General features: G+C 44.3%; 10 protein-coding genes. 3 read left to right on the top strand and 7 right to left on the bottom strand.

Features of this window, described 5'->3' with window-relative positions:
- Window positions 1-56: 56 nt before the first annotated feature.
- A complete protein-coding gene (locus DXX94_RS09200) occupies window positions 57-2,090 on the top strand; it encodes a DNA topoisomerase III (RefSeq protein WP_116015357.1) in 2,034 nt (677 codons plus the stop codon).
- A gap of 171 nt (window positions 2,091-2,261) precedes the next feature.
- On the opposite strand, the gene DXX94_RS09205 is transcribed toward DXX94_RS09200, so the two are convergent.
- From DXX94_RS09205 to DXX94_RS09230, 6 genes are all read right to left on the bottom strand, one after another.
- Window positions 2,262-3,050 (bottom strand): hypothetical protein, encoded by a 789-nt coding sequence (locus tag DXX94_RS09205; RefSeq protein ID WP_116015359.1) that lies wholly within the window; start codon window positions 3,048-3,050, stop codon window positions 2,262-2,264.
- Window positions 3,051-3,474: 424 nt separating this feature from the next.
- Window positions 3,475-4,125, bottom strand: a complete 651-nt coding sequence (locus tag DXX94_RS09210; protein ID WP_116015361.1) for a hypothetical protein — start codon at window positions 4,123-4,125, stop codon at window positions 3,475-3,477.
- 15 nt (window positions 4,126-4,140) lie between these two features.
- Window positions 4,141-4,923: a PEP-CTERM sorting domain-containing protein gene (locus DXX94_RS09215; protein ID WP_116015363.1), complete on the bottom strand. Its 783-nt coding sequence runs from the start codon at window positions 4,921-4,923 to the stop codon at window positions 4,141-4,143.
- A gap of 218 nt (window positions 4,924-5,141) precedes the next feature.
- Entirely contained in the window at window positions 5,142-6,824 is a 1,683-nt protein-coding gene (locus tag DXX94_RS09220; RefSeq protein WP_116015365.1) for a sulfatase-like hydrolase/transferase, read from the bottom strand.
- Between the two features lie 58 nt (window positions 6,825-6,882).
- On the bottom strand, window positions 6,883-9,027 hold the full coding sequence (locus DXX94_RS09225; RefSeq protein WP_116015367.1) for a tetratricopeptide repeat protein: 2,145 nt from the start codon (window positions 9,025-9,027) through the stop codon (window positions 6,883-6,885).
- The gene (locus tag DXX94_RS09230) at window positions 9,027-9,698 is read right to left on the bottom strand and encodes a response regulator transcription factor (RefSeq protein ID WP_116015369.1); all 672 of its coding nucleotides are present in this window, start codon (window positions 9,696-9,698) and stop codon (window positions 9,027-9,029) included. Before DXX94_RS09230 ends, DXX94_RS09225 begins: the two co-directional genes overlap by 1 nt.
- A 482-nt stretch (window positions 9,699-10,180) precedes the next feature.
- On the opposite strand from DXX94_RS09230, the gene DXX94_RS09235 reads away from it, so the two are divergent.
- Both DXX94_RS09235 and DXX94_RS09240 read left to right on the top strand, forming a co-directional pair.
- Window positions 10,181-11,182 (top strand): aldo/keto reductase, encoded by a 1,002-nt coding sequence (locus DXX94_RS09235; RefSeq protein WP_116015371.1) that lies wholly within the window; start codon window positions 10,181-10,183, stop codon window positions 11,180-11,182.
- A 12-nt stretch (window positions 11,183-11,194) separates the two neighbouring features.
- Window positions 11,195-11,803, top strand: coding sequence for a DUF6064 family protein (locus DXX94_RS09240; RefSeq protein ID WP_116015373.1), 609 nt, complete (start codon window positions 11,195-11,197; stop codon window positions 11,801-11,803).
- Window positions 11,804-11,894: 91 nt separating this feature from the next.
- On the opposite strand, the gene DXX94_RS09245 is transcribed toward DXX94_RS09240, so the two are convergent.
- Window positions 11,895-14,285: a TonB-dependent receptor gene (locus DXX94_RS09245; RefSeq protein WP_116015375.1), complete on the bottom strand. Its 2,391-nt coding sequence runs from the start codon at window positions 14,283-14,285 to the stop codon at window positions 11,895-11,897.
- Window positions 14,286-14,507 lie beyond the last annotated feature (222 nt).

Raw genomic sequence — 14,507 nt, forward strand, 5'->3', positions numbered from 1 at the left:
CAGTATCAAGTTACACTCGCTTTATCACTCTGCTAGCACTCACTTAATAACACTGCATGAAGCTGTATATCGCCGAAAAACCTAGCCTAGGACGAGCCATCGCAGATGTGCTTCCCAAGCCGCATAAAAAACAGCAAGGTTATATTCAAGTAGGTAACGGCGATATTGTCACTTGGTGCATTGGTCATATTTTGGAGCAAGCTGAGCCTGAAGCTTATGGTGAGCACTATAAGAAGTGGCAGCTTGAACACTTGCCGATTATTCCTGACAGTTGGCAATTAAAACCTAAGTACAAAACCAAAAGCCAACTGACTGTGATCCGCAATTGGCTGAAAAAAGCGGACGAAGTTGTTCACGCCGGCGATCCTGATCGTGAAGGCCAATTACTGGTCGATGAAGTGCTTAATTATTTAAAGCTCACTAAAACGAAAACCGCAGCGGTAAAGCGTCTCTTAATTAGCGACTTAAACCCAGCTGCAGTGAAAAAAGCCCTTAACCAATTGAAGTCTAATCAGGCTTTTATGCCGCTATCGGTTTCAGCGTTAGCACGCAGCCGAGCCGATTGGCTTTATGGCATTAACCTGACCCGCGCGCTAACCATTCAAGGGGGCAAAGCTGGCTATCAAGGAGTGTTGTCAGTGGGCCGTGTACAAACCCCAGTGTTGGGGCTAGTGGTCAATCGCGATCGCGAAATTGCTAACTTTGTTAGTAAGCCTTTTTATGAGGTGGAAGCCAAATTAACGCTTAACCAAACCGCATCCGCGCCAAACATCATGGCCAAATGGCAACCGAGTGAAGCCTGCCAACCCTACCAAGATGGAGACGGACGAGTAGTAGTAAAAGCGCTGGCAGAAAATGTGGTGAGCCGCATTCACCAGCAACCAGCGCAAGTTACAGAGCTGACAAAGCAAGACAAGCAACAAAACGCACCACTGCCTTATAACTTATCAGCCCTGCAAATTGATGCGGCTAAGCGCTATGCCATGAATGCTAAATTGGTGCTAGACGTTTGTCAGGCACTGTATGAAAAACATAAACTGATCACTTACCCAAGATCAGATTGCCGTTATTTACCCACCGAGCATTTTAGCCAAGCGCCACAAATACTTGCCATGCTAAAAGACAGCCAACTGCCACTGGCAAAGCAGTTAGGCGATGCCGATCCCAAACGCAAAAGTCGCGCTTGGCAAGACAGTAAAGTGGGCGCTCATCACGCGATTATTCCGACCACCAAATCGCCAGCTAAGCTCAATTTAAATAACTTTGAGAAAAATATTTATCAACTGATTTGCCGTCAATATGCGGCGCAGTTTTTTCCGGCTTATTGCTATCAGCAGATTAAAGCGAGTTTTTCGATTGCTGGTGGGCTATTTACCGCTAGCACCAATATAGTGTCACAACTGGGTTGGAAATCGCTGTTTACTCCCTCAAAAAATAGCAAAGAGGAAAGCACGAAAGCAGAGCAAGCTATACCTACCAGTGCAGAGGACGCAACACCTACCAGTAACAAAGAAGATAACGATGAACAGCAAAATAACAATCCTGCACTAGCAAACTTAACCCAAGGGCAAACCTTATTTTGCCAACTTGGGCACTTACGGGAAAAACAAACCGAGCCACCAAAGCATTTTACCGATGCGTCTTTACTTGCCGCCATGACCGGAATTGCCCGCTTTGTTACCGATAAACCCCTTAAAGCCATCTTAAAAGAAACTGATGGTCTAGGCACTGAAGCGACCCGCGCTGGGATTATCGACTTGCTATTTAAACGTGGCTTTTTACAGCGCCAAGGCAAACAAATTCATGCTACCGACACAGGAAAAGGATTAATTGATGCCTTGCCAAGTGATTGCACACAGCCAGATATGACCGCACGTTGGGAGTTATCACTTAACCAAATTGCCGATAAAGCCTGTAGTTATGGACAATTTATGCAGCCCATTGAAGGCTCATTACACGGCTTGGTTAATTTGCTTAGCCAGCAATTGCCAAGCTCATTACAAGGGCTGAAAAGTCCACAAAAACCCGCTTATAAAAAACGCCGAAAAACGTCAAATACCAAGCGTAAATCGAGCACAACTAAAAAGTAACAAACTCACAAGCATCAATCACTTAATGAGGCATTATCACCTTATCTCGAAGATTGCCGCCTGAGCGCGGAGAAACGCCGTTCCTTGGCGAGACTTTAACAAAACAAACACTAGACAAACACTAGACAAACACTAGGGCAAACTAACCCTTGATAAGTGCTAAGCAATAATCTATTTAAACCACTTTTTGCGTCGAATGCATAGCGCGGCGAACGATAGTGCAAACAAACTCAACATGCTTGGTGTCGGGATCGTTGCTACTTCGCGGACTAACCATGTCCCTACTGTGGCATTAGCAAATTGCGCAGTATTGGTACCAGTAAATGACAGGATATCGGTAACGTTATCGCTGATCTGAAAACTAGTTTGTCCATCCAAAACAAAAGGGGAGCTAAACCTGCCACGATTACCCACGGCATTATTTGTAAATCCGCGCGTTTCACCTATGTTGGGTAAATTTGGATTTATGTCAAAAATAATGGCACCGCTATCTTCCGATGCCTCATGCACAGTGTCACCAAAGGCAAGAATAAACTGCTCAGTGAGATCGCTTGAGCCGTTTCCTATCGTTACTTGCTCATCACCAGCTAAAGTGAGACCAAAAAACGTTCCAAATAAGCCGGCAAGGTCTGAATTCGCCACGGTTGACCAACCACTACTTAAGTCTGGCGTGAGACTTAGCACGTCATTCAACGCTCCACTATTTGTGGTCAACAAACTAGAAGAATTGTTTAATCGTCCATCATCGTTCAAATCGGCGACAAGGCTGTTATAAGAAATACCATTGGTAACAGACAGATCTAACCACTCCCAAATACTGCCATCACTTCGATATTCAAGAACGGTTAAGCCATTGTCTTCAAAATTATTGTCAACGCCTATCATCGCCGCTTGTGAGCTGACTGATAGACCAGCGAGAAAAATCGTACCGACTAATGCTACTGACTTCAAAAAATTCATAAAAATTCCTTATTTACTAACCACATATAATAACTACACCAAACAACTGCATCCAGTAGTCAGATCAAAAGCGCCTAATCACTTCCTGCTTTTTGGCTAGCTGTCCAATCGACTAGTACTACAATCAATAGAGAGGCGAGTGACTAGCTATGCAAGGATTGCGGCGCAGACCTAATCCGACAAATACAGGCTAACAACAAAATATGGAGGGAAAATGGAGATAAACTCACTGATTTAAGTCAAAAAATGCTTTCGAGAAGAAATTTTTTATAAGAGGGAATGGCGGTGCCTTATTGGCTCAGCCATTAGCTTAACTCTGGCCTAATAGCTAACAGGAAAAGTAGCTATTAGACCTATGATTTAGAGATTTGCTCTTAGTGGCTAAACCAAAAGGTTTAGCGGCTTAAAGGCTTGGTAACTAAGCCTATTGATGAACAGAATTTACTTTCCACAACCTTAACGCCGCTAACGCGAGCACAAAAACCGCAATAGAACTAGGCTCAGGTACTGGTGTTGATGTCGCACTAATCACTTGAATACTATCAATATTCAAGCCATTAACTGAACGGTCAAAAATAGAGGCATTGCGATGACCTGTACGGACAAATAATTGATCAAAGCCACCACCTTCAAAGCCCAGCACGCCTTGCTCTTTCTTGCCAATGTCGAGCGCCCCTTCGAATACGACTTGACCGTCGTTCCACAGGCTGTAATGCACCGCCTGATTATTTAAGTTGGGGCCAAGAAAAAGAAACTCTAACGCAGTAAATTCAGCGCCACTTGCCATGGTGATTTCGGTATAGCCATAATCCCCACCATTGGGAAGCCAAGAGCGCTCGCCTTCAATGCTTGAGCTCAAGATAATATCATTTCCCGCTTGCGCGAAAATTTGGCGCACTTGAATTCCATCTTCTTCGTAATAGTTTTTACCGCTTTTAAAGGTATTACTAAAGCCTTCAAAGCCGTTAAAATGCGTTAGGTTTGACTCATCAATAAAATCAGTGGTGTTAACCATTAGCCCGGCATTGACAGCAAATGCAATTAAATAGGCGCATAAAAAAACAAGCTTGGTCATACGCTTACCCTCAGTTTACGACAAGGGTTTTGCACGGCGCGTGCAAACCAAAGCAATTAACCCAAATGCAACGAGCACTAGTGGCGCAGGCTCAGGAACTGCGGTTGATTCAGTCGAGCGAACAAGTGCGACACCCAAATCTTCACGAAAACCATCAGTTAAAAATTCACGATAATTTACGGCTGTCGCACCATTGTAATCTTGCATTATTCCCCGCTCAAAATCGAAATCATCACGGACAAAGGCAATCTTGTAGTAGTCATCACCACCACTAAAACCAAATAGCGCGCCGGCATATTGCATAGAAAGGCCATTCTCATTTAATGAGAACTCTAAATAGGTATTGCCAAATAGAGAAACAAACATCAGCTCTCGATCATCAGCAGCCTCAGTTCTGCCATCAGAGCCTGAGTTGTGAGATTGATCAACTTCACCACCCTCACCCCAAGTAAATTGGCCATAACTAAAATCAAAGGTGTTAAACAAGTCAGACATTTGAGCAGTAGAGGCTAACTGCCAGCCATCATTAGCATAGGTTGATAACGCTTGATCGATAGACATGCCATCTGTAACTGACCATTGCAGCCATTCAAGGTTATTGCCAGAGTCGGTGACAATATTGGAGTCACTATCAAGCGAATAGTCGCTGATAAGCCCAGCAGAACTGGTTGGCGAAACTAGGCTAGCAATACTCAGCATAATGCCTAAGCCTAATTTAAATGAGGCTAACCAAAATGAGCTTAGTTTGAGTGCGTTACCTTTCTTGTTTACCACCTTTAGAGATGTATTAGATGTCATCGCCATTTCCTTGCAAAAAAGTTGTTACTAAAACCGATAGCTTAAAATTAACAACAAAATATGGAGGAAAAGTGGATAGCTATGAGGTATTTGTAAGTTTTTTTGGAAAAAACACTAAGGCATAAGTCACATAAGCCAAAATTCAGACAAGGCAAACAGGAGCAAGCTATCAGGTCTTGCTCTGGTCAGATAAATCAAGCAAACGGCAGTTACCTAATTTACTCGATGCGTATGCGCTCACCTTCGGCGTTAAGCTCCGCCACAATACCGGATAAAGAGGTGTCGTTGATAAGATCTTCAGCTTCATCAATGTCTTGGCTTATTTGGTATAAGGCTTGTGGCTGACCATCTAAAGCAAGCAGTTTGTAATCTTGATTCCTCACTGACCAGCCCGTTGCGCCATCGCGAATAAATTCAGTGTAATTAAATTGGCGCAGTGGCTGCTCAGCGCTGCTCAGTAGCGCGTAAAAGCTATAGCTGTTATTGATTTGACTGGCCGTGCTCTGCTCACTCGCCGCGCCAACAAACTGGCTAATAGTGGCAAAAATATCAGTGCTATTAATGAGCGCATCTTCTCGCTGATTTTCGCGCTCCACACCAAAGCCAGCGGCTAGCATCGGCACCCTGACCCCGCCTTCGTATAGTGAGTTTTTACTGTGGCTGCTACTAAAAACACGGGTATCAATCACACCGCCTGGCGTGCCATTATCCCCTAAATAAATAATTAAGGTGTTGTCTCGCTCATCTTCTGGCAGCGACGCCAATAGCCGCCCAATTTCACTGTCCATCGCTTCAATCGCGGCCAAATAATATTCCCGTCTGTTGCTTTGGATATCTGATGCCGTGCCAGTTAAATGCGAACGCGAGTGCAGTTCAGCGGGCGGTAAATGAAATGGCGAATGCGGAGCTACGTAAGCGAGCCATAAAAACCACGGGTGTTCTTGCTGGTTTTGCTCTGCCAGCCAATCAACAGCAAGATCGGTAATTCCTGAGGTGTGATAGTCCATGCGTTCACTGGTTTGCCCCATTTCCGTTAGTTGCCATTGGTAGTAATCATCAATTGTGCCGGCGATAGTACCAGCATAATAATCCACGCCACTGTCAGTGGGGTGGGATAAATCTGGGTTGGCACCACCTAAGTGCCATTTACCAATCACTGCGGTTTGATAATCGCTGTCGATGCTTTTTATTTGTCTTTGCAGGGTATTCGTATTGGCATCCATTACCGCAGGAACAAAATCAACACCGCTGTTAATGCCGTGCAGCCCAGTAATTATGGTTGCTCGTGTTGTGGTGCAGGCAGGGGTAGCCCAGACATTGTCGAATACTAATCCTTGAGCAGCCAAGGCATCCAAGTTAGGGGTCACGGGTAAATCTATCGAGAGGTTGTATTGCGCAGAAGCATCAAGCCCTTGGTCATCAGCAATGATCAGTAAAATATTGGGTTTACCAGCACTGTTTTCATCAGAAGTGAGCGCAATAACAGTATCACTTTCGGCGCTGGTAACGGTTTCTTGAAAGTTGTCGCCATCGGTATATTGGATCTGCACAGATAAGCTGGCACCGATATCTTGCTCGGTTATTTGATAACTAGTTGACGTTGCGCCAGAAATCGCTTGATGACTGTTATCGACAAAGCGACGCCACTGATAGCTGAACTGACCCAGCCCATTTGCATCTGCCAAGTTTTGGCTTAAACCCAAGGTTTGCCCAACAACTGCCTCGCCAACTAGCGTGATACTGCCAGTTGGCGCACTGTTTGTTGGTGTAGGGTTAGTGGGTGCCGGACTATCAGGTACTACGGGTGTTGGCTCGTTGGCGTTACTCGACTCGCCACCACCGCCACAGGCGGTAAGCAAAACGAGTAGATAAGCTGTCATTAACACCGGATACTTCATCATTTAACCTTATTCAACTTACGTATTTAACTGCCATTAAGTTGCTGAAAACTTATATGACTTATAGACTAAAACTAACCTTTAGCCCGCCCAGTTCACTCTGCTTTGCACTTATCTTGCCGCCATGAGCTTTAATTAAACTTTCACATATCGCCAAGCCCAATCCTGAGCCCCCCGTTTGACGGCTGCGAGAAGACTCTACTCGATATAAACGAGCAAATATCTTGCCTAGCTTGTCTTCACTCACTGTCGGTGCAGTGTCTTCAACACTAACCACGAGCTGCTGGTTTTCGATAGCTGCAGTTAGCACAATCTTGCCGGGTTTATCGGTATAAACGGTGGCGTTAGACAACAAGTTATCAATTACCTGCTTAATGCGTTCGGTATCCATCGATTTACGCGTATTAGCAAGTGCCAACTGACAGCCCCATGCGAAACCGCTATTTTCCACTGTGCTTTGCCAGTCTGCTTGCCAGCGCTCAAATAAGGGGGAAAGTGCCACTTCTGTTAGGTTAAGTTCAATTGCGTTAGTATCAGCTTGAGCCAGTTGGTAGATGTCAGCAATTAAGCGATTAATCTCATTCACCTTGCCCGCCAGCTTGTCGTAACTGTCTTCAACATTGCTCACTAAGTCGTGTTGCAGCGCCTGAATTTGCAATTTTAAGGCAGTTAGTGGCGTGCGCAGTTCATGGGAAACATCCGCAAATAGTTGCTGCTTTTGTTGAAGTGCTTGTTCAAATAAGTCGGCTTTTAGCACCGCTAATTTACGTCGTTGAATTAGAAAAATTACCAGCACAATAAACACAATGGTTGATGCCAACATCATAATAACAAGGCGCTGTTTAACGGCCTCTTGCATTTCTATGGCTTGTGCTTGCTCAGCCTCTTTTTGTTCTAATTGGCTAACCTTTAATTGTTCTTCTAACAGGTTTAAGTCACCTTTATAGCGCTCAGATTTTTCGCGTAGATCTTCGTTATCCAACTTCTGTTGCAGCGCAAAGCTAGTGCTTAGGTGTTGGTTTGCCTTTTTATAGTCATTTAGCGGCTGGTAAGCATCCGCTAGCAGTTTATTCACCTCTAATTGTACAGGCTCCAATGACAACTCATCAGCAATAGCAAGGGCACTTAACAGTTGCTTTAGGGCTTGCTGGTGATCCTGTTGTTCCAAGCTATATTTTGCTTTTTCAATATCAACTGACATGATCTGATACTTCGACTGCGATTGTGCCGCAGTTCTTTCCGCCAGTTGTAAGCTTTTTAATTGTTCTGTTTGATCGGCAAGATCGCGATAAATTCTCGACTGTTGCAGGTAAGCCCGTGACAGTTCTTGCGGTGCCTTAATTTTGACGAGTTGTTGAATCGCTTTTTGGTTGTTTTGTAACGCCTTTGTATGTTGTTCAAGCGCGGAATAAGCGTGTGCAAGGCCCGTATAGTCGTACGCAACATTACCCAAATCACCCAATTCTAAATCGATTTCCAGCGCTTGTTGATAATAGCTTGCCGCTTTTTCGGGTTCGTGAGAGTCGCGAAAAACATCCCCTAAATTATAGTAAACCGTTGCGCGATACCCTTTACTACCACCGCGCTCTACCGCTTCTCGGGCTTGCAATAAATATTTAATGCCATTAGCCAAGTCACCGTTATCTTTGTGTACTACACCAAGGCTATTTAACGTAAGTAACAGCCCTGTATCGTCTTTCATTTGTTTATATTGGGCTAGGGCAAGTTCAAAATGCTGTTTTGCTGCTAGAATTTTCCGTTGCGCCATTAGCGAATTACCCAACACATAGTAAGTATTGGCGAGTAAAGGTTGGTGAGAAGCTTTAGCAATCGCTGCTGCGCGCCGTGCATATTTCTCAACTTCGCGGTGATTATTGCGTCTTGATTCAAACGACGCTTGTGTTAGCAAGCTTTCCACTTGGTATTTAGGTGGGTAATTATCAAAACCTCGCGAGACATCTTGCAGCACAGCTTCAGCTTGCTCGAATCGCCCTGTTTTCCAATAAAGTTCCGCAATACGAATTTTCGCGCTAACACGAATACCTTGATCTTGATGTTCAAACAATGCGGTTAAACGCGCTTCGTTTTCAGCAGATGGCACCTCTGTTGCCACAATTTCATCTAACAAGCCTTGATAGTTTGATTCGAAAGCGAAAGCTTGTGCCAAGGTCAATAACAGCAGTAAAGCAACAATGATATTATGCATTAGCTAGTAGGCTCTTGGTTAAAACGATAGCCAGCACCATAGACCGACTGAATATGAGCAGGGTCTGCACCATTTTGCTTAATTTTTCTTCGTAAGTTCTTGATATGGCTGTCAACAGCACGGTCAGTGATATCACGATAATCGGCATAAATAAGCTCGATAATCTGATCTCGCGAAAATACGCGATTAGGCGCGTTGTAGAGTAAGGTAAATAATTTAAACTCACCTAATGTAAAATCCACCATCGCACCGTTAAAACTTACGGTAAGCTGCTCTTCATCAATTACCCAGGGCTGATAATGCACTTGTCCTTCTGTTCGTCGCAGTAGCGCTTTAATTCTTAGCAGCAACTCCTGAATATCAAAGGGTTTGCACAGGTAATCATCAGCACCAGTTTCTAAGCCGGCGAGTTTATCGCCTTGCTCAACCAAGGCGGTAAGCATAATAACTGGCACATTAAACGATTGACGAATTTCTTGCGTGCACGTTAAGCCATCAACATTAGGCAGCATAATGTCCATAATAATCAAGTCAGGCTGATTCAATTGCACCGCGCCAATCACTTCAGCGCCATCGTCAACGTGGACAACATGATAGCCTTCATTGCGCAGAAATAGCTGAATCAACTCAACAATATCGGCGTCATCTTCGACAAGCAAAATAGTTTTCATATGAAATTTAGTCCCTAGCCTTTACTATTAAAGGATCAAAATATGGAGAAAATATGGAAGCGATTGCGGCAATTCCTAGTGTTTTAGTATCTAGTCAGGTCGCTAAAAGACAATAAACCAATAACGTAAACTTGTTTTAGATTACCCCTTGAGTAATAAGAATAAAAGATTTCATATTCTGAATAAGCCAATAAAACATGGATTGGAAATGGATAAATCATCTTCGATTAATCCTTACATTCCAAGGGCTAAAAATAGCTGAAAATTCAACTAAAGCTCACTTCTGAAAGGCAGTTATAAAAAGCACTGCAATACAAATAAAGCATGAATCGATTAGCTTGTAGTTAGTCTTTATAATACCTAGATTTACCGTAAAAATATTGCCAATTATCGCATCCCCATATATCTGCTTAATCAGCACGCGATAAAAGGACTATGCTCAATAGAGTAAGCAAATAGCGAAGCAGATATTGGGGTGAATTATGGCAATCAAAGATAGACAACTGACCAGACGCGCGCTGTTAACCACATTAGCTAAGCTTGGTATTGGCGTTGGTTTATTGCCTTTATCAGCACTTGCTCAGCAGCACAACCAACCGCTTAACCCCAATACCATAGCTTACCAGTTAAAAGCGGCAAAATTTCTCAAGAAAACGATTCCCAGTACAGGGCAGACGATTCATCCGATTGGCATGGGCACTTGGATTACTTTCAATGTTGGCAAGGATACGTCACTGCGCAACGAGCGCACTGAAGTGCTTGATACTTTCTTTCAGCTTGGTGGAGAAGTGGTCGACTCATCACCAATGTATGGCTCTGCTGAAGAAGTGCTTGGCTATGGTTTGACAAAACTCAAGGCTAATAGCGCTAACTATCAATCATCACTATTTGCTGCCACAAAAACATGGACAGGTTCGAAAAGTGAGGGCAAACAACAATTTAACGACTCACAACAGTTGTGGCAGCAAGCACGCTTTGCGCTACTGCAAATTCATAACTTAGTGGCGTGGCAGCAACACTTGCCGATGCTGCGCGAGCTTAAGCAGCAAAGGCTGATCAAATACATTGGCGTGACTACCTCACACGGCCGTCGGCATCGCGAACTTGCAAAGATTATGGCTACTGAGCCGATTGATTTTGTACAACTCACTTACAATATTCTTGATCGCGAAGTTGAGCAGGAATTACTGCCACTTGCACAAGAGAAAGGGATTGCCGTTATCGCAAATCGCCCCTTTCAAGGTGGACGTTTAATGCAACGATTCGAACGAGAACCATTGCCAGCATGGGCAACTGAATTAGGTTGTGACAATTGGCCACAATATTTTCTGCGCTTTGTGATCAGCCACCCTGCACTCACTTGCGCCATTCCAGCTACGTCAAAAGTTGACCATATGCAGGAAAACATGAGCGCCGCGAATATCATGCCATTGCCCAATGCACAGCAGCGCCATCAAATGGTAACTTATCTCAACACCTTATAATGATGAAGCCTAGTGTTTGCCGATTTACTTAACCAATTATTTAGCTATTCACTTCATGATTTTTTGCTGTTTTCGCCAGAAGTGTATTGGCGGTTAGTCACTAACTATCTTAACGCGCATCAACTGATCGGTGCCGATGTTGCGATTGCCACCAGCATCGCGGTTTACCTGCTCGTAAAACACCGTTATCCAAGGCTAGTGTTGTGTTTTATTGCCTTACTTTGGCTTTGGTTGGGGTGGCAGTTTTACCTTACTCACTATCAAACCATTAACCACCACGCCATCTACCTTGGCTTTATCTGTTTATTACAGGTTGCTTTATTAGTAGCGCTGGCCATAAAAGAAAATTACTTTCAAAACAAAGCCGCTAACGCAAAAAAAATAACCGTTGGTTTGATTATCAGTACTATGCTGACCATGCCAATTTTAGCGGTTAGCAGTGGCTTGCCTTGGTCGGCAGGTATGGCTGGGCTAATGCCTATTCCCACCGTGATTTTAAGCCTGTTTTTCACCAGCCAACTTGCCTCAAGATGGCGTTACCTATTGTACCCACTGCCAATATTAATTACTGTTGTCGAGCTACTGACACTGGACTTACTGACTTGGCAGCTTATTACCTAAACTGTTAAATAGAATTAAAAGCGCACTTGGTTTGAAAGCAAAAACACCGCCGAAGCGGTGTTTTTGTTATGTAAATACCTTAATAGTTCGTTTAGAAATTTGCTCTAAACTGGACACCAAAATGGCGATCCGCATCACGCAGCACTTGATAACGGAAGCTATCGCCACTGTAGGTAGTAAAGAAGCTTTCATCCGTTAAGTTTTTACCGATAAAGGTAACGCGGTACGCATCGTCATTAAATGACAAGGCAACACTTGCATTCAAAATGCCATAGTCAGGTAGCAATACGGCAGGATTAAATTCACCATTATTGTTTGGCAAGGTTGCAAACTGCTCATCAGTATAGATATATGAAGCATTGAGCAATACTTCCATATCGTCCATTTCCCACACATAATCCGCAGTTAGGTTGTATTTCAAATCAGGCGAAAATGGCACATCTAGGCCAGAACGATCGGTACAGGCTTCGCCATCAGGACAGAAAAACTCATCAATTTCGGCATCGACACTCGCTAAGCCGCCAGACAAGCTAAGTTGATCAGTTGCCTGCCATAGAAAATCAATTTCAAAACCTTGAGTGCTCACATCGCCCGCGTTAGTCAAACGGGTAATCGTCACCCCTGATGAGTTATCAAAGTTATTGGCTTGAAAGCCCTCAATGTCAGTACTGAAAATCGCAGCATTAACCATTAAGTTGCCCATCGCGTACTTGTAACCAAGCTCATACGAATCAGAAACTTCATCGCCAATGGCTGCTGTATCTTTTTCTGCCATATTGTAGAAGACATTAAAACCGGGGCCTTTATAGCCTTGCGCATAGGTTGCGTACACCATGCCCATGTCGCCAAGGTCATACTGTGCACCTAACTTAACCGAAGTATTGGTTTCTGTGGTTTTACCATCAAAATTAGTATTTTCACTGGCCGGACGAACACCAACACCGCGGCGGCCATAAACGTCGTTACTGATGCGGTTATGCATAAACTCCACTTCATCATCGGTATAACGCAAACCAAACAACAAGCGGAAATCTTCACTGACATGATAGCGACCATCACCAAACACCGCCCAGTTGTTAAACTCGGTGCGCATAAAGGCAGTGGCGCTAACAATATCATTGGCGTTACAGGTAATGCCTTCTTGGCTAATAAAGTCGGCAACATCTTGCTCACTTGGGTTCGCTACACCAAGCTCATTTTCAAGATAAAAGCCTATTTCACTGGCCAGTTGACCATTGTTATTTTGACAGCTGGCATCCCGGGTAAAATTACGCTCGGAGTCTTTTTGCCAGAAAAAGGCGCCAACTAACCATTCCAGCGGCTGGCCAACGGGCGACGTTAACCGAAATTCTTGTGAGAACTGATCCCAACTTTGTGGGCCAATATCGTGCAGTTGAAATGGCACGCCAAAGACAGGCTCAGTTGACTCACCTGCAATAGAGGTAAAGTCACCTTCTCGAAATTCGGTGTTTTCCCACTCGCGATACGCGGTGATTGAAGTAAACGTATAGTCGCCAAATTCATGCTCTAATTGCATTGAAAAGGCGGTATGCTCGTCAATCGTGCGGGATTCAAAATCGTGATCTACTCGGCGTTGGTCTAGGTCTAAATCGGCAACACCGTTAACAATCCCATCACTGTTAGGCGCGGCTTCTGACGCTGGGTTGCGGCCGCTTGGCAAGCCTTCAATATCGGCACAACAATCGTCGTCAGCATCCATGGTCTCGAAGATAAACAACATGTTCGTTTTGTTGCTGATCTCAGCATCAACCATCAGGCGCATGCCTTCTTTGTCATAGCCGTTTACTTGCTCATTGTTGTAAACGTTAAATATGTTGCCATCAAATGCCGATTTAGTCGCGACTAGGCTGGCATTAACATTGTCTGTGATTGCCCCCTCAATTTTTGCCTTTAAACGATATTCGTTGTCTTGCAACAAGGTTGCTTCAACCATACCTTCAGTCTCGCCAGTTGGTCGTTTAGTGGTAATGTTAACCACACCCGCTGACGCGTTTTTACCAAACAGTGTACCTTGAGGGCCACGTAAGACTTCGATGCGCTCTAAATCGTATAAATCAGTAAATGCTTGGCCTGAACGCCCCAATACCACGCCATCAACCACCGTTGAAACGCTAGGTTCAGCGGCTACACTAAATGAAATGGTACCGATGCCGCGTACCGTGATTGCCGAGTTTCGCGTTGTGGTACCTTTTCTAAAACTGACAGAAGGCACTAAGGTTTGTAGCCCCTCAAAGCCAGCGGTAAAGGTGTTGTCGATTTGATCACTGCGCAATACCGAAACAGCAACCGGAATTTCCGATAGCCGCTCTACACGCTTTTGTGATGTGACCGTAATACGTTCGATTTCACTTTCGTCATCTGCCGCTTCGGCAGCGAAAGCTTGGGTTGGTAAGGCTGTTATTGACAAGGCAGTTGCTACCGCCAAGCCTAACTTGTTTAGCTTGCTGTTGCTTATGTTCATGTCCATCTCCCTCACTATTTTTTTATTAGTGTTATATCGCTTTGCGATCGCTCTACGGCGATTTTTACGTGGGAATAACGGACGACCTCATTTGTTAACTGGCGATGCCTAAACAAAGCCTGCACAAAACTTTCCGAGAACTGCTTCCTTGACGCTTGTTGTCTATTCAGTCACAAAATGTAGCCATGACTAATTGAATCTTTATTAGCTGGGCTGTGGATT

The organism is Thalassotalea euphylliae, from assembly GCF_003390375.1.
GTDB classification, from domain to species: Bacteria; Pseudomonadota; Gammaproteobacteria; order Enterobacterales; family Alteromonadaceae; genus Thalassotalea_F; species Thalassotalea_F euphylliae_A.

Excerpts from the sequence above, each read along its gene's own strand:
- DXX94_RS09200 (WP_116015357.1), top strand. The coding sequence starts at position 57 with ATGAAGCTGTATATCGCCGAAAAACCTAGCCTAGGACGAGCCATCGCA.
- DXX94_RS09205 (WP_116015359.1), bottom strand. The coding sequence starts at position 3,050 with ATGAATTTTTTGAAGTCAGTAGCATTAGTCGGTACGATTTTTCTCGCT.
- DXX94_RS09210 (WP_116015361.1), bottom strand. The coding sequence starts at position 4,125 with ATGACCAAGCTTGTTTTTTTATGCGCCTATTTAATTGCATTTGCTGTC.
- DXX94_RS09215 (WP_116015363.1), bottom strand. The coding sequence starts at position 4,923 with ATGACATCTAATACATCTCTAAAGGTGGTAAACAAGAAAGGTAACGCA.
- DXX94_RS09220 (WP_116015365.1), bottom strand. The coding sequence starts at position 6,824 with ATGATGAAGTATCCGGTGTTAATGACAGCTTATCTACTCGTTTTGCTT.
- DXX94_RS09225 (WP_116015367.1), bottom strand. The coding sequence starts at position 9,027 with ATGCATAATATCATTGTTGCTTTACTGCTGTTATTGACCTTGGCACAA.
- DXX94_RS09230 (WP_116015369.1), bottom strand. The coding sequence starts at position 9,698 with ATGAAAACTATTTTGCTTGTCGAAGATGACGCCGATATTGTTGAGTTG.
- DXX94_RS09235 (WP_116015371.1), top strand. The coding sequence starts at position 10,181 with ATGGCAATCAAAGATAGACAACTGACCAGACGCGCGCTGTTAACCACA.
- DXX94_RS09245 (WP_116015375.1), bottom strand. The coding sequence starts at position 14,285 with ATGAACATAAGCAACAGCAAGCTAAACAAGTTAGGCTTGGCGGTAGCA.